Raw genomic sequence first — 20477 nt, 5'->3', positions numbered from 1 at the left:
AGGTATCACGCTATCGGCAGCGATTCTTTTGAGAGCCATAGTAAAGAGGGCCGACGCCGACTGAGGCGCTTATGCCACCAAAAATCGATGCATTTGAGGAATGCTCGCCGGCCGCTGCGCGCACGCATCAATCAGGCTCTCGATCAACTGGCTCGACAAACCTGATGTCCTTACCCTTCCTGCGCGCGGTGACCACACCTTTTTTCCGGCCTTGATCAAGCTTGTCCCATGGTGTGTTTCGATTTCTCTAACGCGCTCGCAACTCGTTGGGGAACGCTCGTTGTCAAGCCAATCGGACGGCCTACCTTGATCGCCTCTTTCTGCAAGGTCGCTGCGGAACCCCGGATGGGAATGCTGGAAGCTCATTATTTCTGGCCAGATCATCAAGCAACCTGATGATAGCCTTGGCTTCTTCGGACTTGCAGGAATAGTACCGCCAGGAGCCTTCGGCGCGGCACTCGAGAACTCCATGTTCGACGAGCTCTCTTAGATGTAGCGAAATGGAGTGCTTAGTGCAGCCCACTGGGGCGAGCAGATCTGACACCGTTCTTTCGCCATCCATCAAATGAATGAGTGTCAACAGGCGCTTGTCGTTGGCGATGGCAGCAAGCAACCGCGCCGCGACCGCCACCTGTTCGGGGAAGGAAGGGCGCTTGGTCGGACGCCGCCGCGGAGCAGGGTTGGCCCCGATTTCCACAAGACCTTGTCTAACATATGCAGTCATGCACGTGCATCCGACCCCAGCTAAGCAGAAGCACTACGACGCTTCTCTAGTCAAGCATATGCTAAAGGACGGTGTGATGTCCGGAATTATCTGTCGTCGTCCGGAATTAAGTGGGGCCGCTGACGTCGTGTGCGAAGTCGTTTCGGCGCTCGTGTAGAAGCTTGAGCGCGTCGCTGCCGCACGACATGCCGCGAAGCATGGTCTCGATCCGAGGAAGACGAATGCTGTCCTCGCCGCTGGTGGCGGCAGCGCAGTTCTGTAGCAGGTGGCAAAGCGCGCGAAAGGAGGTGTTCTGACCGTAGGTGGCGATTGCCTCGTAGGCGTCGGCTCCCTCAACGTTGTGTTCGGCGCCTATCGCATCTTGACCGCGGTATCGAAGGCGGCGCGCACAGTGGCCCCTCGAATTTGACTACAGGCAGCGCATCGCCAGCGCGCAATCCCTCATCGCGGCCGAACAGACAGCCGATATCGATTGGCCGGCCGACGTGCCCAAAACCGACCCCAGACCGGGACGGGCTGGGCGACGCGCAACATATGGCCGCCTTCGATCTGGTCGCGCTGGCGCTCGCCTTCGCGCTACTCCACGAATTCCAGCACGTCAGATATTCCGTCGACAGCAGCGCGCCCGCGACGCTGCGCCTGCGACACCTGGGCACGCGACTTCATGACGAGCGGTCTTGCGGCCTACGCGAAGGACAAGGGCCACAGCTATGCGCAGGTCCATGAGAAGCGAGCGATGGGGATAGCGCTCGCCGCGCTGACCATCCACGCGATGACCCCCACGCACGCACATTTGGCAATCGGCAATATCCGCCGATCGCCGAGCGCCTGCCGGCGATGATCAGCGGTCACAATCTCTCCGCCGGCTCGCCGTTCTGGCTGTCGCGGGGTGCCTGCTGATCGCGCACATGCGGCAGGAAGGCCGTCCGCTCGACATCGTCGCCAGCTCAAATCAGGAAGTGGTCGAGATGTTGATGGACCGGCTTCGCTGACGATTTCCATAAGGAGCGCAACTGGGTGCCGGTTTATTTCCTAGGTGAAGACGAGAATGGATGCTCCCCGATCAAAATCGGGGTCGCGAAGAACATCGAGAAGCGCACACGCAATCTTCAGACCGGCAATCCCTCGACGTTGCGTCTGCTCGGATGGATCGAGGCGTCCGAAGACTTCAAGCTCGAGGGCGACCTCAAGAGGCGCTTCGACGCCGCGCGCGTGCGCGGTGAGTGGTTCGCTCTCGAGCCAGCCGACATTCTGCCGTTGCTCATGCGGGCGGGCCGCGACGGGTTTGTCGCCAAGAATGCCGACGCCTTCCAGATCGTCGGATATGACCGTGATGCCATTCCCGAATATCTCGGCGTGTGGGACTGGGCCGATCTTGAAATCGACGAATGCTGCCCGTTTTGCGGATGCCTCTGCGGCATGCATTTCCAGGACGCCTCGCAGATGTACCACTGCTTAAGCTGCGACACCCTGACCGACTTTTCGGAGCTCGATCTGCGCGGCGAAGAACCGGAGGATTAGCTATGACCATCTGCAACGATGAAAAGGAGGAACGTGGTGTGAGCGAAGAGTGGTTGGAGGCGCGTGCGCCGGGCTTCAGCGATCTTCCCGAGCCGGACCGCCGCGCCATCTTCGACTTCGCCTTCCTGTGGAGCCTCTTCGAAGCGCAGGTCATGGGCAATTTCGCCCGCGCCGACCGTATCCGCGAAAAGGTGGATGCATGGGCAGCGGCGGGAACGCTTGGGGCCGACCTCTATGACGCCGAACTTTCCTACTTCCGGAGGCGCTACTTCGCCGACGGCAAGCTGACCCGCCATTTTCCTTTTCTCGATCTTCGGCGATCGGACCACCCTGACCTCGTTCAAGCGGTCGTCGAGGGAGCGAACAATGATCCTCGCGACCGGATGCTTGCGCTGCTGATGATCGTCTGGCGCTTGCGCAACAACCTCTTCCATGGCGCCAAATGGGCGTATCGGCTTCGCGATCAACGCGAGAATTTCAGCCACGCTAACACGGTCCTCATGCGGTTGCTCGAACGGCACGGCCAACTCGGCTGACAAGGCCGGCAATCCCCGGAATGCAGACTGAGGTGCTGATTGCCGCCCAGGCAGCACCGACGCTTGGGATCGCGCTGAATGCCCCCGGATTTCAGATCGCCGCTGCTCTCGCAGCAATGGCCGGAGGTGAAGTCATCAACAGCAGCCTTCAGGCGGAGCAGAGGTCAGAGGGCAGCATGACGCGCACCGCTCCAAATTTCGTTCGGTCCAACGTCAGACCTCCTCGATGTCAATTTCGCTAGCCATCTCATCGTCGTCGTCCGTGTCCGGCAGTGGAATGTCGCCAGCGAGCAGCCTGTCTTTGCTGAGGAGCCCAGCGTCCTCGAGCGCCTCCATATCTGGCAGCTCGCGCAAGGTCTCGAATCCGAAGTGCGACAGGAACACCGGCGTCGTGACGAACGTGTAAGGTGCGCCGGGCGTCGGGCTGCGCGGTCCGGATGCGATGAAGCCCTGCGCGCGCAGCGTTCCGATCAGATCGCGACTGACCTCCTTGCCAAAGAACAGGCCGAGCTCGCCGCGGGTGATCGGCTGAAAGTAGGCGATGCACATCAACACCAGGCTCTCCGTGGAAGACAGAGGTCGGAGATTGTCGCCGAGCCCGGTTGCGGCGCGGATCGCCACGGCAAAACTCTTCTTCGTGCGGTGCTGCCAGCCGCCGGCGACGGACACCAGCTCATAGGGGCGGCCGGCGAGCTCGGCGCGAATGTCGTCGATGACCAGCTCGATGTTGCAGGTTTTCCCCACGACCCGCGCCAGCACGTCGCGCGACACCGGCTCGGCTGCGGCAAAGATCACCGCTTCGATCCGGCCCATCCACTCGCGCCAGCGCAGCTCGGGCGGCAGGTCCGCGAGTTCGGTATCCAGTCCTTCTGTTGGTCGCTCCCGCCGCGCCATGGTCTAAAGCCCGTAAAGGCGGAAGACCGGCCGCCCACTGAGCTCGCGCACGGCGTCGAGTTTGGTCAGCCGCTCGAACAGCCGGCGCGACGCAAAGCGCGACAGCCTCGGCGTTACCAACGAGCCTGACACAGCGTCCTCGGCGAGCAGAAGACGGATGGCCTCCCCTGCCCCCTTGGCCCGGAGTTTTGGCATCACCACTGCCAACCGCTCAGCGCAGCGGGCAATGTCCGCCGCCAGGCGGCAGGCTTCGGCCGCGGCTTGCGCGAGCGCGGTGCAGACCGCGCGGTCAAACCCTTCGTCTCCCGGACGAATGCGACCACGGCCGCCTGTGGCGCGGAACGCCGCGGTGTGCACCTGCGTCACCAGCAGCGGCACCGGCCGCGGCCAGCGCAGGCGCTGTGCCAGCGTCAGGTCCGCGAGCCACCAGGCCAGCACGGCGCCGTCCGGACGGAGTGCTTGCAGCTGGCCGGCGATCACCGCGGCCGCGAACGGCGCCGGCGATCCAGAGCGAACGAGGTCGTCGATACGATCCGGGAACGTCGCAAGCTCGGCGCTCCAGCGCAGGCCAAGCAGCTCGATGATGCCGCGCAGGCTTTCGCCGTCGATCTTCGGCGATCGGGAGGCGAGACGCTTCCACGCGGCGAGAATGTTGCCGCCGGGCCCCGCAACGTCGCCGAGCTGGCGCAGATACCAGGCGTCGCGCAGGGCCGCCTCGTCTTCCGTCCGGCCAGCGAGGCGGACGGCGGCGGCGGCCGCTTTGAGGGCAAGGCGCTGACGCCAGGCGCCGGCCCAGACCGGCTCGGCGCGCGCGAGATTGTCGAGCGAATTCAAGGCTGCACCGGCGAGGAAGGCGGCCTCGGCGTCGCCGGTGACGGGCCCGCGCGGCAGTGCCCAGGCGGGTACGGCCGGGGGGTGATAGGGGGATGGCGGCGGCGCGACGGTCGGAATCATGGGGACGAAGCGTAACAGAGATGTGCGCTTGTTGCCACGCTTGGGCGTTACAAACGCACAGCTTGTCGTCTGAGAAAAACGAATGATAATATTGCATTATCGTTCGTTTTGCTCTCTAAGGGAGAAATGGCTGTTTTCATCGAGCAAAAGCCCACAAAGCACTCTCAGGAGAGCTCCCGACCGTCCCACAGCACGGCTGCGCACGACGATGCGGGCGCGCGGCTGTCGGTCGAGCCGCAGGACGCGATCGCTGAGGACTTGCCCGACATCATCGACGTCGTCCTGGCGATGGGCACAACGCCGGAAGAACCGCCGGCCGAAGCTCCCTCCCCTCTTCCGGCCGTCGCCAATCCGCGCCTGCCGGCGCATCTTGAGGCGCTTGCTGGCCGCGCCCGTGACTATGTCGAGGCGGCAAGCGCGGCCAACACCCGCCGCGCCTACGCCGCAGACTGGAAGCACTTTTGCGCCTGGTGCCGCCGGCAATATTTTGACCCGATGCCGCCGGATCCGCAGCTGGTCGGGCTCTACATCACGGCGCTGGCTTCTGGGTCTGGAGGGGATAAAAAAACGGTTGCGACGATTGAACGGCGTCTGTCCTCCCTGACCTGGAATTATGCCCAGCGCGGTCAGCCGCTGGACAGAAAAGACCGGCACATCGCCACTGTGCTGGCCGGCATTCGCAACAGCCACGCCAAGCCACCAGTGCAGAAGGAGGCCATTCTGCCCGAAGATCTCATTGCCATGCTGGAGACGCTCGATCGAGGCACGCTGCGCGGCTTGCGCGACCGCGCCATGCTTTTGCTTGGCTTTGCGGGCGGACTTCGCCGCTCGGAGATCGTCGGGCTCGACGTGGCCCGTGGCCAGACCGAAGACGGTCGTGGCTGGATCGAATTCTTCCCTGGCAAAGGCGTCCTGGTCACGCTGCGCGGCAAGACCGGTTGGCGCGAAGTTGAGATTGGCCGCGGTTCGGCGGACGCCACCTGCCCTATCGTGGCCCTGGAGACGTGGCTGAGACTGGCACGAGTAGGCTATGGGCCGCTGTTTCGCCGTGTCACCGCCCAAGGCAAGGCGGTCGGCGCCGAGCGGCTCAATGACCAGGAGGTGGCACGGCTGGTCAAGCGCGCGGCACTTGCTGCCGGCGTGCGGGGTGATCTGCCGGAAGGCGAACGCGGCCAAAGGTTTTCGGGACATTCGCTGCGAGCCGGACTGGCCTCCTCAGCCGAGGTCGACGAGCGCCATGTGCAAAAGCAGCTCGGCCACACCTCGGCTGAAATGACCCGCATATACCAGCGCCGTCGCGATCGGTTCCGCGTCAATCTCACCAAAGCGAGCGGGTTGTAGGAGGAAAAAGCGCCCTCCCCTGCCCCGAACCAGACGTCCCAGCAAGACAGATGACAATCTGGTTTGGGTTGGCGCCGCAGGCCGTCAAACTCCTTGAAGGGCTGTCATAGCCAGGATAGGTGGTCTTTCGGCAACCGTCCGCTCGGATCGAATACGGTCACCTTGTGCGGCAGATCTGGCCCCCAATCCCAAAGCACGAGGTTGCAATCTTCTGCCTCGGCGCCCGGCGCAAAGCTTGGAACCAGAATGCCGGCAATGCCTCGAGAACGCAGGCGGTCATGGACGTTCCAAGAAGCCGGGCGTTCCCCGTTGCTGAGCGCTGTCGCCCAGGCGCACGACATCTCGTCGAGCGTGACGGACGCTTCTCCCCTCCCCTTCTCGGTTGTCAGGTCCACAATGGCCTCGCAATCGACCTCGTAGGAACACAGCACGCACGGATCGATCCGATGCGCGAAGCCCTGATTGGCTTCCTTGACCGCCGTCATAATGGTCAGCGCCAGGTACAGCGTTGGCACCCCCTTGGGATTGAAGCGCGCCCCCCTGATCGCGGCTCCCTCACCGGAAGTCGGTTTGAAAGCCCAACGCGGATCATGTGCCCTATAGCAGGTTCCAACGAACCTCAAGCAAAGCCGCCAAGCGCCATGTGATCGAGATAGTCACGAACGGCACCAGCCTTGCCCTCTTTCACCAGCGCCTCGGCGGTGCGCCCGCCGAATGCCGCAAGCGGCTGGGCTCGATACCACGCCATCGCCTGGTCCTTTCCCCCCGCCCAATCCGTCACGCGGCTGATGATCTCAAGCATCTCACGAAGTCGCCCCTGTGTTTTGGCGGCGCGGCTGCGCTCCAATCGATACAGGGTTTCGCGGGCAAGGCCGGCCGTGTCGGCCAATTGACCCTTGGACATTCCAAAGCCATCCGCCACCTGGTCGATAGCAATGTTCCCGGCCGGATCCATATAAAGCAAAACCAACGGTTCATTCGGGGCTATTTTTCTGAGTGCGTGGCCCACAGCTCACATCCTGTCATATCCGACGTCACAAATACCAGGCAAAACATAGGGCACTTTACGGCTAGCATCAAGTCTCGGAACCAAGGCGACCACCGACGAGGCTGCTGGATGGCCCGTCCCCGGCCGATCAAAGCACTCCCCTGCCTCGACTTATGACGTGACAGCACGCGACCCAGTACACCGGCCAACAGCTTGGGCCTTGAGCGGGATTGATCGGTAGGCACGACGAGGCCGTCCCTCCTCAATCAATCCCAGCCTTTCCGTTTCATGCTGAGCCGCAGCGCCTCGCTGATCTCAGCGGATCTTGGGGCGCTGGCCAGCCCATCCTGATGCGCGCTGTCCTTCCAGAGCGGCTTGCCGGCGTTCTGGCTGGTCTTTGCATCAAGCCTTGCGCGCAGCAGCGCCATGACCATCGGCCACACCGAAAACTGGCCGTTGCGAGCCCGCTCCGTCAGGTTCCTGAGATAGCCGCCCCGACTGTTGATCTGGTCGGTTCGCTGCAGCATCGCAGCTATCGTGATGGCCGCGTTTTCAGGCCCCATCACCTGGACCGCCTCCTGCCATGCGCTGGGGCTGACCCCCATATGCGGCCGGGCCAGTTCGGCCGCCGCAACAAAGTCACGCCAGGTTCGAATCTGGGCGCCGCGGCCCATGTTCAGGATTTCCGGGCAGGCGTCCAGCACCATTCCCAGGGGCAACTCCCGTTTGGGCAGGCTATGCACATTGTTATCGTACCCGGCACTGCCGCTCGCTTCTTGCTCGCTTTCGTAGCGATCTTCAGTTTCATCGGTAGAATGAGAGTCTGGGTTTGAATTCTGTATGTGGCGCTCGAAATGGGACTCATTGGCGTTCATATTTTGTGATTTAACGAACGTTTCCAGCAGCTGATGCACTTCGGCCCAGATGTCCTCCAACTCGTCGGCAACAGACTCCAGCAACTGGCGTGAGGCTGTCCGCGGCAATCGAGCGACGGCCGCCTCATACCGTGTTTGAAATCGGCGCCAATCACACGGAACCTGTTCATTGACCCCTGCATCGATCATCTTGACGATGTCGCGCCGGCAGATGGTGAGACGCTCCTTGACCAACCTGTAGGCCTTCCGCTCCGCCTGCACGGCCGCAGCCAACTGCTTGAACTCCTCGGCGCGCGCCACAATCGGCCCCAGGTCGAAGCCGTAGGCCTGCTCGATCTGCCCGCCCTCCCCCTTGCGAGCAAAGCGTTTACCGTTCGGGCTGTCACGACGGATCACCAGCCCGCACGTTACCAGGACCGACAGGTGGCGCCTAAGCGTCGCCGGCGACATGCCGTTGGCACGCCGGATCAGCTGCTCGTTGGAGGGAAACACGACCAGCCCACCCTCCCCGGAAAGATCGTCCTCGCGGTGAAACGACAGCAGCGCATTGAGGATCGCCAGCGAACGATCGGTCGCGCCTATGGCGTCCCTGGCCTCTGTGATGTCTCGAAACGCCTGCCATTTCGGCACAGCCGTCGTTCGGTCGATCGCCTTTGCACCTGCCTGGCTTGCCATCTGGGCAAGCGTCATCGGCCGCCGCCCAAATGGCGTCGTCGAAATATGCGTAACCATTTTCCCTCTGCCTCTAGTCAGGCAAAAGAAATCTGCTCGCCAAACGACGCCTAATAGCACTTGACAGTGATTCGCGGATTTGCGATTCTCGGCTTGCTACAGACCTGAGAAGGGCTTCCGTGACGGTGACGTTCGGGGGCCTTTTTCTTTTGCGGTTCAGTCTCCTGTTGTCTTCCTGGATTCCGTCTCTCGGAACGCCTCGAACAGCTCCTCGAGCCTGCCGGTAATGAAAGCACCGAACGCTGAGGCCTCCCTGGATTTAAAAGCCAGGGTGAAAACCTTCCCCGTATCGGTGATCCTTGCCTTTACGGAATTGTCTTTTGTCGCCCAGGCCCTTTCCCGCGCGCGCGTCGGCACCGATTTCGCACCGTTGACGGTTGCCGCCAGCAGTTCATAGAGCGCCTGGAACCGCGCATCGCTGCTGGCTTGCTGGAACTGGCCGGACCGGACGTGCGCCTGCGCCCTGGCGGCATTGGCCGGATGCTCCATGAGTTTGGCCAACTGCCACCAGCGGTCACGGCCGATCCCCTTGGCCGCACCGATGGCCATGATGATGGATTCGGAGACGTTGCTCGACACGGACCGCATCTTGGAGAAGGTCGTATCGTCGAGCGCCAAGGCCGATTTGACGATGTCGGCCGAATAGCCCTGCTTGAGCAGGCGCTCGGCAAACAGCGTGCGCTCGATAAAGGACAGGTTGGCGCGCGCCGCATTCTCCTGGCCCTGGGCGACGACGTGATCGCGATCGTCCATTTGCTTGACGACAGCCCGCACTGGGCGCCCCAACGCACGTGCAACCCTGACGCGCCGATGCCCGAACACGGTCTGGTAGCGGCCGGGGGACGCCGGATGCGGCCTGACCAGAATGGGCGAATCCTGTCCGCGCTCTTGGATCGCCCGCACCAACTCGGAGAACTCCTGCTCGTCTTCGCCAATCCGGTCCGACACAAACGAGGTGTCGACCAGCTCTGGGTCGAGATCGACCACCGAGCTTTTCGACAGCTCTTCAAAGGACTGGATAATGGATCGCGACGCGCCGCGAACAGCGTAGCTCGACACATCCCTGGTCTGCTCCACCGCAGTGGCGCCCATCACGCTATCGAAAACGTCCTTGCGCGCCATTCAGCCCCTCCTCAAATCAGCTACTCGTCTGATTTTGTGGACAAAAACCTGCGTTTTTACTGCAGTAAAATTCAACGCCATCACGCCCTCCCCCACGCGCGATGGACGAGCGAGACGATTTCGGAATTGACCGCATCGAGCGATTCCATGGCCCGATCGTAGGTCGTGCGGGTGAACGATGATTTCTCGACCTCGTAGAGTGTCTGCTTGGTCAGCCCGGCGTCCGATATGGCGGTCGACTTCAGCATCGGATGCTCAAGGATCTGGCCGGCCAGCATCGATTGCATGAAGCCCACCATCTGGGCCTGCGGGATATCGGTGGGCTCGTAACGGGTGATCAGATAACGAAACCAGTCGAGTTGGATCTCGGCTCCGGCTCCCTTGATGGTTTTCAGAATGCCGCCGAGCATCAGCAGAAACTGGCTCATGGACATGAGATCGAGCATTTGCGGGTGAACCGTAATCAGCACCGACGTCGCGGCCGACATGGCGGTCAAGGTCAGATAGCCGAGCTGTGGGGGACAGTCGACGACCACGACGTCGTAGCGATCGTCGACGTCGCTCAAGGCCCTGGCTATGCGCAAGAAGAACTGACGGCCGGCATTGGATGATTTGTCCTGCATCGCCAACGGCGTATCGTACTCATATTCCTGAAGTTCGAGATTTGCAGGCACAATGTCGAGGCCGGGGAAATTCGTCGGAACGATGACGTCGGCTATGGACCTACGCTCCGCATCATAGCGAATCGCCTCATAGAGCGAGAGGTTCCGGTCGAGTTCCGGCTGGAAGCCGTGGAGTGCCGACAAAGACGCTTGCGGATCGAGATCGATGGCAAGCACACGATGGCCGGTAAGTGCCAGGTGCTGGGCGAGGTGAGCCGCGGTCGTGGTCTTGCCGCTTCCTCCCTTGAAATTGACCACCGCGATGACCTGCAGCTTATCTCCGGGCTTGCGGTGAGGGACGTATTTCTTGACCTCCGTCCTGCCATGCTGATCGAGGAAATGGCGGAGCTCCAGCATCTGGTCCGCAGTATAAGAGCGTCGACCCGACTGCGCTTGTTCGGGCAGGGGCCCCTTGCCTTCGAGATGGAGCCGCTTCAGATTGTTTTGCGACACACCAAGATAGTGCGCGACCTCGGCCATGGAGAAGGTGCGCAGGGTCTTCGTGGCGTTGGGAGGAAACTTCTCCATGCGCAGCTGATTGAGCCGACGCGATATCTCCGCCCCGTGATCGAGGATCTTGTCGTCAAACTCGAAGCTGGGCAGCCGCATCGCGATGTTCATACTTCCGGAAACCTGAATTGGCGCTTTTTGCTGGGAAACAGACCAACAACCGCCATTAAGCTCCGATTCGCCATCCCGGGCAAGAGCTTTTGGGTTAACAGGAAGTTAACGGCCTGTCCCGTCAACACGCCGCAAAAAACGTCTGCCAGAAAGAGCTACCGCACTGTTTCGATTCATGTTTTTCCCGAAATTTACGGCAGTAAAGTACAGATGGTGGATGTTGCCACCACAGTCGCCGCGCGAGGGAGGAAGACGGCGTCATTCGACCCCGCTTTAGGGTCGAGACATCTGTGGATGCGGGCAGCGGGTCCTGGTGTCATCCCACGCCATTGCCAGGCGGCCACGCGCGTGATCAGGAGCAGCCCTGCAAGCTCGCGGCTGAAGCGACGAATGGCATAACAGCGCGAACGCGTGCCGGCGGCAGGTATCCCGCTGCCTGACAGGCGGACAGAACAAGGACTCTTTCTCCCTTCTCCCCGCTCCGCCTGCCAGGCCAGGAAACTTTCCAGCGTCTCGGCAGCCGTCGCCCCTGACAGAAGCCGCTTGTAGCAGGCGCGCGGATAGCACGGAGATGGAGCGCCTCTATAATGCTGCCAGGGGATCAGATCACCTTGTGATGGAAATCGGGCCATCGGGTCGGGGAACACCCGCGCATCGAGCTGTGCGACGCGCTCACCACCCTGCCGGCTTTCACAAATGCGCTCGTTGCCAAGTGATGGCTCACACACTCTTTCCCCGGTGTCTGTGGCGACGATTACTGCCCTGCGTTTTGGCAGCCCGTGCGACACGTGCCGGCGAGAGCGGTTGCCGCCGTGTCATAAGCCGGCGCTACGCGCAGATAGCATTGCTGCTGTCGTGGCCGCTGAAGGCGACTACCGACTTGTGGACGTTAAAGCACCTGGCGATCGTCGCCTTGTGCCTCCTCACCTCTGTCATCTGCAATCGCCTCGACGGTGAGCTGCTGCAGTCCGGATCAACGCTTCACTGCGGCCTCTGGCCCGCGTTCGCATCGCGGCGCCGAGCAGCCCAGTCCCGCCCGACAGCGGCGTTGCGATGTCGAGCCTCAATCGCGACGTGCCGCTAGTCGACAGCAAATTCTGCCCCGGCATTGTTTGGTTGCTTGGAGCGTCGAGCGGAGCTGGTGAAAAGCAGGCCGCTCACGGAAAGGATGACAAGGAGTGCGCCGCTCGCCATCCACATCGACGGGACCTCGCCGAGAATGGCCCAGCCGAGCATCACAGCGATGATGGGGTTGACGAAGGTGTAGGTCGCTACCAAGGTCGGCGTGACTTTGCGGAGCAGCCAGATGTAGGAAGCAAAGGCAATCACCGTTCCGGCGATGGTGAGGTATGCCCATCCAGCGATCGACCACGCCGTGATGGAGGAGGGGTGAACAAGGCTCGCTTCACCGTCGGCGGCACCGACAATGGCCAATGCGGCAGCGCCGGCCCATAATTCGACGATCGACATCACCAATGGGCTGCTGGAGGTTGGAGACTGTTCGGAGACCACCGTTCCGATGCTCCAGGACAGGGACGCACCAAGCAGCAAGAAGATGTCGATCAGGTGCACCTTCTCAATTCCGCCGGCAACTTCTTCCCAGGCTATCAGCGCAACTCCAAGCACACCTGGGGCGAGAAAGGTCAAGGACAGCGCGCTCGGACGATTGGGGCGTCTGAGGCCTGTCTGCAGCGCAGCAATCCACAAAGGAATGGTCGCCAGCATAATTGCAGCCAGGCCCGTTGGAACCCGCTGTTGAACGTTTGCAAGGATACCGTGGCATCCGACGAAGAACAGCAATCCGCATACGATGCCATAGAGCAGGGACTTTCTCGATGGGGCCTTCGCACCGGAGGCGGCGGCACCGACGAAAAGGATCAGGCCGCCAACCAGGCAGCGCGCCGCCATCAGCAGGAACGGCGGCAGTGATTGCAGCGCCAGCGCCAGTGCCAGGTAGGTTGACCCCCAGATAAAGTAGATGGCGCCGAAGGCCGCAATCACGAGAAAACTTGCATTGGAGAGCTTCATTGGCTTAAAACCTCTTATGAGGTTAGAATTCGGAGATCGAGCTTGAGTTCCCCGCACCTCCTGAAATTGCGGCAGCCCGGCAATGTCGCGAAAGAGGATCTGGCGATCCGCTTTGTCAACACGGCTGCCTGGCGCTTGCGGCAAGCCGCCGAGGAGCGGCTTCCCACGCCGGCCGCACTGCTGGATTGGCTTGATGAAAACGGCGTGCGCATTTCCAACGATCCTGCTGAACTGACGCCGGGGAGGGGAGGGCACCTCCAACGGGCCCAAGCCGTTTATGGAAGCGCCATAGCGCTGCGCGAGACGATCTATGAACTCCTGGTGGCACAGATCAGAAAGATCCCACCCGCTGATGACCACGTCCAGGCGTTCAATCGCTTTCTGCAACACAGGCCAGCGGCCTTGCTGGAATGGCAGGGCGGGAAATTCGGCTGGAACGCTTCCGAACCAGGCGTGTTCATTTTCTGCACGCCGATCGCCGTCTCCGCGGCTGAGCTCATGACCGGCCCGCAGGCAGGGCGGGTCAAGCAATGCCAGGACGATCGAGGCTGCGGCTGGCTGTTCGTCGACGGGAGCCGGGCACAAAACCGGCGTTGGTGTTCCATGGGAGATTGCGGCAATCGCGCCAAGGCTTCGCGCCATTACGCCAGGGTCCGCGGGACGAGAGACGGGAGATGACGACGCGGCAGCCATCCGCCGATGGTGCTGTACAAGCAGGTGGCTGAAGCACGGGCGCCAACCATGGCGTCAACTGTGGTGGGTTTGGCCACACTTCAGTGGCAGGATACGAGTGGCATCAGGTTTGCCGGACGGATGTAAGGTCGTATCGTCATCACGCAAAGCCGGATCAATCATTATGTGCAACGACTACGAGCAACACATTCTTTGGGCTGAATACTGCAAGATGATGCAGAGGCTCGAACTCGGGATACCGACCCAGCAGAGCGAAGGCGATCTCCCCCAGGCAGACGACATCAAGGTCAACGATGTCGGCCCGGTGATGCGCGCAGCGGGCAACGGCATCGAGCTGGTGCCCATGAATTTCAGCTTCCCGCCATCGAACCCGCGCAGCGGTCCGGTTTTCAACTTCCGCTCCGAAGGTCGAAGCTTTGCCAAGAGCAATCGCTGCCTCATTCCGGCCTCGGCCTTCTTCGAGTTCACGGGCAAGAAATATCCCAAGGCCAAGCATCGCTTCACAATGACTGATGAGCCGTTCATGGCCATCGCCGGCACCTGGCGGGAAGGGCAGGGCACAGCGCCAGCGGCCTTCACGATGCTGACGACCGATCCGGGACCAGACGTTGGGCCCTATCATGACCGGCAGGTCGTCGTGTTGCGCCCGCAGGACTGGGCGCACTGGATCTACCTTACCAAGAGCGAAGCGGAGCTGCTTCAACCGTCGCCTGCAGGCACGCTGCACGTTGAAACGGTTCGGCCAGGAAGCGACTGACGAGCCCTGCTCGGCGCTGGCGATTTGCGGCCAAACGCGAGGACTTCATTTGAAATCGCGAGGCTTCACGCGAATCGTGTCGATATGCAGGTCCGGGATATAGATATCGCGGCTGCGCATGCTGGCGGGACGACCGCGCGGATCGAGCGTCGGACTGCCATGATGGAACTCGTCGCCGCGCCCGTGCGGTAGCGGAAATGCGCCCTCGCGATGGCCGACGCTGGCGAGGTCGGCCGACAGGTCGGTGAGCCGCTGCGCGACGAGATGGACGACGTCGCCCTCGCGCTGGATGCGGCCACGCACAGCGATCATGCCGGCTGAAAGCACAACGCGCCGATACTGCTCGAACACCTTGACCCAGATGACCAGGTTGGCAATGCCGGTCTCGTCCTCCAGCGTGATGAACATCACCCCCTTGGCGCTGCCGGGGCGCTGACGCACCAGCACGATGCCCGCAACCTCGAGCCAGGCCCGATCGCGCGCCTCCATCGCTTCCCTGCAGGTGACCAGACGCCGGCGGCGCAGATCTTCGCGCAGGAAGGATACCGGGTGGGCACGCAGCGACAGGCCGACATGGCCATAGTCTTCGACCACTTCGCCACCTGCCGTCATCGGCCGCAACGAGACGGCCGGCTCCTCGATTTCGGGATCGGCGCGCGCCTGGCGAGCGGAGGCGGCGGCGAAGAGAGGAAGCGGCTCCTCGCGCAGCGCCTTGATTGCCCAGAGCGCCTCGCGGCGTGCCAGGCCCAGGGACGGACGGAATGCATCTGCATCGGCAAGCTGGACAAGTGCTACTGAGGACACGCCGGCGCGCCGCCAGAAATCATCTATCGAAGCAAAGGGCCGATCGGCTCTCGCGGCAACGATCGCGGCGCCATGCGCGTTGGCGAGCCCGCGCGTCATGCGAAGTCCAAGGCGAACGGCAAAGCGGCTATCATTTTCCGTTGGCTCGAGCACGCAGTCCCATCGCGAGGAATTGGCGCAGACGGGGCGAACCTCGACGCCGTGCTCGATCGCATCGCGCACGATCTGGGCAGGCGCGTAAAAGCCCATTGGCTGGGCGTTGAGGAGGGCCGCGCAAAACACATCTGGGTGCCAGCATTTCAGCCACGCGCTGGCATAGGCGATAAGGGCAAAGGAGGCTGCGTGGCTTTCTGGAAAACCGTAGGAACCGAAGCCCTCAAGCTGCTTGAACGTACTTTCGGCAAAGGCCCGCTGATAACCTTTGTCGACCATGCCGCGGATCAGCTTCTGCTTGAAGGAGGACACACCGCCGGTGAATTTGAAGGTTGCCATTGATTTGCGCAGCATGTCGGCTTCACCGGGGGTAAAGCCGGCGCATTCGATCGCCACCCGCATCGCCTGCTCCTGGAACAGGGGAACACCGAGCGTCTTGCCCAGAACTTTCTCGAGTTCGGGCTTGGGATAATGGACCGGTTCCAAGCCTTGGCGGCGCCGAAGATAGGGATGGACCATGTCACCCTGGATGGGTCCGGGCCGCACGATCGCGACCTGGACCACGAGATCGTAGAAGGTGCGGGGTTTGAGGCGCGGCAGCATCGACATCTGCGCCCGGCTCTCGATCTGGAAGGTGCCCAGGGTGTCCGCCTTGCGGATCATGGCATAGGTGCGCGGATCCTCGGCGGGGATGGTCGCCAAATCGAGCTTGATGCCCTTGTGATGGGCAAGAAGATCGAAACCGCGCTTCATGCAGCTCAACATGCCCAGCGCCAGGACATCGACCTTCATGAATTTCAGCGCATCGATATCATCCTTGTCCCATTCGATCACCTGGCGATCATCCATTGCGGCGGGCTCGATCGGCACCAGCTCGTCAAGTCGGTCACGGGTCAACACGAAGCCACCAGGATGCTGCGACAGATGGCGCGGCGCGCCCATCAACTGGCGGGCGAGATCAAGCGCCATGCGCAGGCGTCGGTCACCGAGATTGAGGTTGAGCGCCTCGACATGCCTGGCCTCGACACCTTCCTGCGACCAACCCCAGACCTGCCCGGACAAGGTTCTGATTAGATCCTCGGTGAGCCCAAGCGCCTTGCCGACGTCGCGCAATGCTCCCTTGGTGCGATAGCGGATCACCGTCGAGCAGAGCGCCGAATGGTCGCGGCCGTAGGTTTCGTAAACCCACTGCATGACGATCTCGCGCCGTTCGTGCTCGAAGTCGACATCGATGTCGGGCGGCTCGCGTCGCTCCTCGGAGACAAAGCGCTCGAACAGCAGATCGTTGCGGCCGGGATCGATGCTGGTGATGCCGAGCACGTAGCACACCGCTGAGTTAGCGGCCGAGCCCCGGCCCTGGCACAGAATGTCTTTCGATCGCGCAAAGCGCACGATGCTGTTCACGGTGAGGAAGTAGGGCGCGTAGCGCAGCTTTTGGATCAGCCGCAGTTCGTGCCTGAGCGAGGCTCGCACGCTGTCGGGCACGCCTTCGGGATAGCGTTCATCGGCGCCCTCCCAGGTCAACTTCTCCAGCGTCTGCTGCGGCGTCAGGGTCGGGTGGCTGCGTTCCTCTGGATATTGATAGGCAAGTTCGGCGAGATCGAAGCGGCAGCGTGACACGATCTCCACTGTCCGAGCCACCGCTTCCGGGTAGCGCGCAAACAGCCGGTGCATCTCCTGCGGAGGCTTCAGATAGCGATCGGCGTGGCGCTCGCGTCGGTGTCCAAGTTCATCGATGGTGACGTTATAACGGATGCAGGTGACGATGTCCTGCAGGATCCGGCGGTCCGGTGCGTGGAAGAGCACATCGTTGGTGACAACAGTCGCCACACCGACATCATCTGCCAGGGTGTCCAGATCATGCAGCCTCAGCTGATCGTTCGGCCGCCGGCGCAAGGTCAGCGCCATAAAGGCGCCGTCGCCGAAGACGTCGCGCAGCCGCCGCAGACGCAGGCCACAGCACTCGTCGGCCTCGTCGGGAACCAGCACGGCGAGTAGGCCTTCGCCATAGGCGACGAGGTCTGCCCAGTCGAGGATGCACTTGGCCTTGCCGCCGCGTTTCTTGCCGAGGGACAGCAGCCGGCAGAGCCGCGCATAAGCGGCTCGATTGGTTGGATAGACCAGGACGGACATGCCGTCGGCGAGGTCGAGCCGGCAGCCGACGACGAGGCGGACGCCGGTGGCCTTGGCGGCCTCGTGGGCGCGCACGATCCCGGCGAGCGAGTTGCGGTCGACCACTGCCATCGCCTCGATCCCGGCCACCGCGGCCTGGGCAAACAATTGCTCGCATGATGAGGCGCCACGCAGAAAACTGAAATGCGAGGTGACCTGTAGTTCCGCGTAGCGGTGGCGGTCGGTCATCCGAACACCCCATGCAAAAACCAGCGATGCGAGCCGGTGGCCGCGTCCTCGCCATCGCCGGAGCGGAAGATCCAATAGCGCTCGCCGGCATCGTCCTCGACGCGGAAATAATCGCGCACAGCCACCAGTTCCGCGTCGCAACGCCACCACTCGCCGAAAATGCGTTCCGGTCCATCGGCGCGGCGAACACGGCGTCGGATGCCTCGCCAGGTAAAGGACACCGGTGGATGATCGGGCAACAGCGCAACGGTCTCGATCGGTTCGGGCGAGGGCAGGAGCCGGGCCGGGCGCGGCCAATCACCCGGCCATGTGGCGCCGGAGTCCGGCGCCATTGCGGGAATGCGGCGCACCGATCGCTCCGGAACATCGGTGGCGACCGGCGCGGCGCGATAGAGCGAGCGCTCGCCGACACGGTTGGCCAGCACATCGATCAGGTCCGACACGTCCGGTGCCGCATCGTCGACCAGCGAGGTCATGAGCTGCTTGGCGGCAAGCGGCTCGGCAAGTATCGCCGTCAGTGTCATGACCTCGATCCCGAAGCCGGGGTCGATGGTTTCGACCTTGTCGGTCAAGAGCCGCGTCAGGCGCTTGGCATCGCGTACGGGAAGGGCGGTGCCGACGCGAATGGCCTGGGCGCTGCTGTCGACGCGGTGGCAGATGAGATCAAGACGCCTGGCCCCAAGCCCCTTGGCTTCCAACGCTTGGCGCAGGGCAGCGACGAGCTCACCGATGAAGCGTTTTATGGTCTCGGCCGCCCCAATCGGCTCGGCAAAGCTGCGTCTGACCTCGGTCAGCTCCTCGCCGCGTATCGGATCGATCGGCTCGTTGAGGACGCCAAGTGCCTGATCGATCCGCCGCCCAAGCTGGGGGCCGAACCGCAACGTCAAAGGCGCACGCGGCTGCGTAAGCAGATCAGCGATGCGTTCGAAGCCGAGGACGCGCAGGCCCTCGATCGTATCAGCCGGCAGGCGCAGCGCCGAAAGCGGCAGTTGTGCGATCGCTGAGGCGCTGTGTCCCGGCGGGGCGACGATTGCCGGTCTGGTCGCATGACGCGCGAGCGCGTGCGCTGCTCCCCAGGTGTCGGCGATCGCCGACCGACTGGTGAACCCGGACGTAGCCAGCCGGTCAACCAGGCGGGCGAGCATCGCTTCCTCGCCGCCGTGCAGATGATCGGCGCCCGTGGTGTCGAGGACAATGCCGTCCGGCACGTCGACCGCGACGATCGGGGCGTAACGCCGCAACATCCAGACGGCCAGCCGGCCGAGCGCCTCGGCGTCACCCGCAGCATCATGATCTCGAACGACCAGCTTGGGGACAAGAACACGGGCTTTGGTGGCAGGCATGCCGACGCGCGCGCCCGCAGCCCAGGCCGCCGCGTCCGCGGCTAGCACCACCTCCCGCCTCCCGTGCAGGCCAGTCAGCACGAGCGGCGCCTCAGCGGGCGGTGCGGCGTCGCCAGCCAGGCGCCGCAGCCTGTCGGTCGACCAGCTGGGAAGGAAGAGCGAGACGACCCTTGCCATCGCAGGCCTCCAGTTCAAAATCCGCACTTCCGCCAGCTCGCGCCCGGATAAGCTCGACCAGCCAGCGGTGACGGCCGACCCCGGGCACCGGCAATGAAGCCGAAGGCAGCACCGAGATGCGCCATCGGGTCACAGCCGCAGTCGGTTGCCCGAAATCAGCCGCCTCGGCCTGCCGTCGCCAGCGCCGCAGGGCGATGCCGATGGTGCCGGTCTCTTCGGCACAAAGCTGAAGCCGCCGGGAGGCCGTCATGTCGAGCCGGGCGACTTCGCCGACCACGGTGCCGAGCCCACCGTGCCGCAAGCCTTCCTCCACGCAAGCAAGAATGGTCTTATCGTCACCGGCTTCGGCATAGATGACCCGGTCGGGCGCCAAGCCTGCCTGCGCCAGAGCGGGCGCGAAGAGGTCGGAGCGCGTGATGACCCACAGAACCTTGCCCCTGGTACGGGCGGCGATGCCCGCGGCGAAAAGGGCCGCGGCGGCGGCATCGATCGCACCGGTGCCGCCGCCGGCGATCTCATGAAGGGCACCGAGCGCCAGCCCGCCCCCGGGGAGCCGCTTGTCGAGATCGGGGATTCCGAAGGGAAGAACCGACTTAGTAGGTCGGCTCCGGCCTTCGATTTTCTCGATCGACGCGCGCAATGTACCGATAGCGGGTTGTCGCCGCACGTTCATCGAACCTTCAGCAGAATAGGAATTTGTTCTCTATTTGTTCCAACACGGATCAAGAGTCAAGAGGTAGGGCAGGGCGGGTGTCCCGAGCAGGCCTTGGACGGTTTGAAGCAACGCGCCAGGTGAGCTGTGCCGAACTGCAGCCCCGCCCCGAGTGCCGGTGCGTCTGCGCGACCGCTCGTGCATCTCGTAATCAGCCAAGGAGTGCCGGAAGAAGTCCTCCCCGCAAGAGCAGGCGCGTTGATAGCTTCTCCTGCCAATTGGCAGCCCGAGCGCGCTGCCATCCACGGGCACGCATCGGCAGCGGCTGCGATGCGCAGCGGCGCACAGGGATCGTTTGGCCACCCGCCAGATCGCTTGGGCAGTTTCAGATGACCGGTCGCCGACCCGAGTTGTGGCGGATGCTCGCGACGGTGCGCTCGTTGATCGGCGCGAAGGCGGGATTGTCTCGGCCGCGAAGGCGAGGAAACGGACACAGGACGTGCGAGAAGCCTGGGCTGGTCTAAATGGCTCCCAAAGCG

At 62.9% G+C, this 20477-nt stretch carries 18 protein-coding genes; 6 read left to right on the top strand and 12 right to left on the bottom strand.

Translation table 11 applies throughout. The features are described 5' to 3' along the window. Window positions 1-301: 301 nt before the first annotated feature. A complete protein-coding gene (locus FJ543_RS32230; RefSeq protein WP_140877669.1) occupies window positions 302-724 on the bottom strand; it encodes a metalloregulator ArsR/SmtB family transcription factor in 423 nt (140 codons plus the stop codon). A gap of 664 nt (window positions 725-1388) precedes the next feature. Here FJ543_RS32230 and FJ543_RS31565 point away from each other — a divergent pair. The 3 genes from FJ543_RS31565 (at window position 1389) to FJ543_RS23890 (ending at window position 2781) form a co-directional block, all read left to right on the top strand. Continuing rightward, window positions 1389-1565: a hypothetical protein gene (locus tag FJ543_RS31565; protein WP_181174060.1), complete on the top strand. Its 177-nt coding sequence runs from the start codon at window positions 1389-1391 to the stop codon at window positions 1563-1565. Window positions 1566-1741: 176 nt separating this feature from the next. After that, on the top strand, window positions 1742-2245 hold the full coding sequence (locus FJ543_RS23895) for a GIY-YIG nuclease family protein (protein ID WP_140877667.1): 504 nt from the start codon (window positions 1742-1744) through the stop codon (window positions 2243-2245). A 2-nt stretch (window positions 2246-2247) separates the two neighbouring features. Beyond that, the gene (locus FJ543_RS23890) at window positions 2248-2781 is read left to right on the top strand and encodes a hypothetical protein (RefSeq protein WP_140877665.1); all 534 of its coding nucleotides are present in this window, start codon (window positions 2248-2250) and stop codon (window positions 2779-2781) included. A 213-nt stretch (window positions 2782-2994) separates the two neighbouring features. Here the strand turns inward: FJ543_RS23890 and FJ543_RS23885 are convergent, their stop codons facing one another. Then, window positions 2995-3675: an SMC-Scp complex subunit ScpB gene (locus tag FJ543_RS23885; RefSeq protein WP_140877663.1), complete on the bottom strand. Its 681-nt coding sequence runs from the start codon at window positions 3673-3675 to the stop codon at window positions 2995-2997. 3 nt (window positions 3676-3678) lie between these two features. Continuing rightward, window positions 3679-4629, bottom strand: a complete 951-nt coding sequence (locus FJ543_RS23880) for a DUF1403 family protein (protein WP_140877661.1) — start codon at window positions 4627-4629, stop codon at window positions 3679-3681. 126 nt (window positions 4630-4755) lie between these two features. On the opposite strand from FJ543_RS23880, the gene FJ543_RS23875 reads away from it, so the two are divergent. Then, the gene (locus tag FJ543_RS23875; RefSeq protein ID WP_140877659.1) at window positions 4756-5970 is read left to right on the top strand and encodes a site-specific integrase; all 1215 of its coding nucleotides are present in this window, start codon (window positions 4756-4758) and stop codon (window positions 5968-5970) included. 104 nt (window positions 5971-6074) lie between these two features. On the opposite strand, the gene FJ543_RS23870 is transcribed toward FJ543_RS23875, so the two are convergent. The 6 genes from FJ543_RS23870 to FJ543_RS23845 all read right to left on the bottom strand — a co-directional run bounded on the left by FJ543_RS23870 (window position 6075) and on the right by FJ543_RS23845 (window position 12998). Continuing rightward, window positions 6075-6593 (bottom strand): RES family NAD+ phosphorylase, encoded by a 519-nt coding sequence (locus FJ543_RS23870; RefSeq protein ID WP_140877657.1) that lies wholly within the window; start codon window positions 6591-6593, stop codon window positions 6075-6077. Beyond that, window positions 6590-6925, bottom strand: coding sequence for an antitoxin Xre/MbcA/ParS toxin-binding domain-containing protein (locus FJ543_RS23865; RefSeq protein WP_140877750.1), 336 nt, complete (start codon window positions 6923-6925; stop codon window positions 6590-6592). Before FJ543_RS23865 ends, FJ543_RS23870 begins: the two co-directional genes overlap by 4 nt. A 299-nt stretch (window positions 6926-7224) precedes the next feature. Continuing rightward, complete coding sequence (gene repC, locus FJ543_RS23860; protein ID WP_140877655.1) at window positions 7225-8565, bottom strand: plasmid replication protein RepC; 1341 nt, start codon at window positions 8563-8565, stop codon at window positions 7225-7227. 156 nt (window positions 8566-8721) lie between these two features. Next, entirely contained in the window at window positions 8722-9687 is a 966-nt protein-coding gene (repB, locus tag FJ543_RS23855) for a plasmid partitioning protein RepB (protein ID WP_140877653.1), read from the bottom strand. An 80-nt stretch (window positions 9688-9767) separates the two neighbouring features. Then, entirely contained in the window at window positions 9768-10970 is a 1203-nt protein-coding gene (gene repA / locus FJ543_RS23850; RefSeq protein ID WP_140877651.1) for a plasmid partitioning protein RepA, read from the bottom strand. A 1080-nt stretch (window positions 10971-12050) separates the two neighbouring features. Continuing rightward, a complete protein-coding gene (locus FJ543_RS23845; protein ID WP_140877649.1) occupies window positions 12051-12998 on the bottom strand; it encodes an EamA family transporter in 948 nt (315 codons plus the stop codon). 42 nt (window positions 12999-13040) lie between these two features. Here FJ543_RS23845 and FJ543_RS23840 point away from each other — a divergent pair, with 42 nt between their 5' ends. Together FJ543_RS23840 and FJ543_RS23835 are read left to right on the top strand one after the other, a co-directional pair. After that, on the top strand, window positions 13041-13676 hold the full coding sequence (locus tag FJ543_RS23840) for an ABATE domain-containing protein (protein WP_224682112.1): 636 nt from the start codon (window positions 13041-13043) through the stop codon (window positions 13674-13676). 178 nt (window positions 13677-13854) lie between these two features. After that, the gene (locus tag FJ543_RS23835; RefSeq protein WP_140877647.1) at window positions 13855-14448 is read left to right on the top strand and encodes an SOS response-associated peptidase family protein; all 594 of its coding nucleotides are present in this window, start codon (window positions 13855-13857) and stop codon (window positions 14446-14448) included. 45 nt (window positions 14449-14493) lie between these two features. Here FJ543_RS23835 and FJ543_RS23830 read toward each other — a convergent pair whose 3' ends face one another. Genes FJ543_RS23830 through FJ543_RS23820 form a run of 3 tightly spaced genes read right to left on the bottom strand, consistent with a single transcriptional unit; the run spans window position 14494 to window position 19959 of the window. Further along, a complete protein-coding gene (locus FJ543_RS23830) occupies window positions 14494-17766 on the bottom strand; it encodes an error-prone DNA polymerase (RefSeq protein WP_140877645.1) in 3273 nt (1090 codons plus the stop codon). Then, the gene (locus tag FJ543_RS23825; RefSeq protein ID WP_140877643.1) at window positions 17763-19286 is read right to left on the bottom strand and encodes a DNA polymerase Y family protein; all 1524 of its coding nucleotides are present in this window, start codon (window positions 19284-19286) and stop codon (window positions 17763-17765) included. Before FJ543_RS23825 ends, FJ543_RS23830 begins: the two co-directional genes overlap by 4 nt. After that, a complete protein-coding gene (locus FJ543_RS23820; protein WP_140877641.1) occupies window positions 19201-19959 on the bottom strand; it encodes a damage-inducible protein in 759 nt (252 codons plus the stop codon). Before FJ543_RS23820 ends, FJ543_RS23825 begins: the two co-directional genes overlap by 86 nt. Window positions 19960-20477 lie beyond the last annotated feature (518 nt).

Source organism: Mesorhizobium sp. B2-5-7, assembly GCF_006440875.1.
Lineage (GTDB): Bacteria > Pseudomonadota > Alphaproteobacteria > Rhizobiales > Rhizobiaceae > Mesorhizobium > Mesorhizobium australicum.
The sequence above is the reverse complement of the archived record's forward strand: the minus strand, read 5'-3'. Positions and strand labels throughout refer to the sequence as shown.

What these genes read in the sequence shown, in the direction of transcription:
- FJ543_RS32230 (WP_140877669.1), bottom strand. Translation starts at nt 724, where the DNA reads ATGACTGCATATGTTAGACAAGGTCTTGTGGAAATCGGGGCCAACCCT.
- FJ543_RS31565 (WP_181174060.1), top strand. Translation starts at nt 1,389, where the DNA reads ATGACGAGCGGTCTTGCGGCCTACGCGAAGGACAAGGGCCACAGCTAT.
- FJ543_RS23890 (WP_140877665.1), top strand. Translation starts at nt 2,248, where the DNA reads ATGACCATCTGCAACGATGAAAAGGAGGAACGTGGTGTGAGCGAAGAG.
- FJ543_RS23885 (WP_140877663.1), bottom strand. Translation starts at nt 3,675, where the DNA reads ATGGCGCGGCGGGAGCGACCAACAGAAGGACTGGATACCGAACTCGCG.
- FJ543_RS23880 (WP_140877661.1), bottom strand. Translation starts at nt 4,629, where the DNA reads ATGATTCCGACCGTCGCGCCGCCGCCATCCCCCTATCACCCCCCGGCC.
- FJ543_RS23875 (WP_140877659.1), top strand. Translation starts at nt 4,756, where the DNA reads ATGGCTGTTTTCATCGAGCAAAAGCCCACAAAGCACTCTCAGGAGAGC.
- FJ543_RS23865 (WP_140877750.1), bottom strand. Translation starts at nt 6,925, where the DNA reads ATGGATCCGGCCGGGAACATTGCTATCGACCAGGTGGCGGATGGCTTT.
- repC (WP_140877655.1), bottom strand. Translation starts at nt 8,565, where the DNA reads ATGGTTACGCATATTTCGACGACGCCATTTGGGCGGCGGCCGATGACG.
- repB (WP_140877653.1), bottom strand. Translation starts at nt 9,687, where the DNA reads ATGGCGCGCAAGGACGTTTTCGATAGCGTGATGGGCGCCACTGCGGTG.
- repA (WP_140877651.1), bottom strand. Translation starts at nt 10,970, where the DNA reads ATGAACATCGCGATGCGGCTGCCCAGCTTCGAGTTTGACGACAAGATC.
- FJ543_RS23845 (WP_140877649.1), bottom strand. Translation starts at nt 12,998, where the DNA reads ATGAAGCTCTCCAATGCAAGTTTTCTCGTGATTGCGGCCTTCGGCGCC.
- FJ543_RS23835 (WP_140877647.1), top strand. Translation starts at nt 13,855, where the DNA reads ATGTGCAACGACTACGAGCAACACATTCTTTGGGCTGAATACTGCAAG.
- FJ543_RS23830 (WP_140877645.1), bottom strand. Translation starts at nt 17,766, where the DNA reads ATGACCGACCGCCACCGCTACGCGGAACTACAGGTCACCTCGCATTTC.
- FJ543_RS23825 (WP_140877643.1), bottom strand. Translation starts at nt 19,286, where the DNA reads ATGGCAAGGGTCGTCTCGCTCTTCCTTCCCAGCTGGTCGACCGACAGG.
- FJ543_RS23820 (WP_140877641.1), bottom strand. Translation starts at nt 19,959, where the DNA reads ATGAACGTGCGGCGACAACCCGCTATCGGTACATTGCGCGCGTCGATC.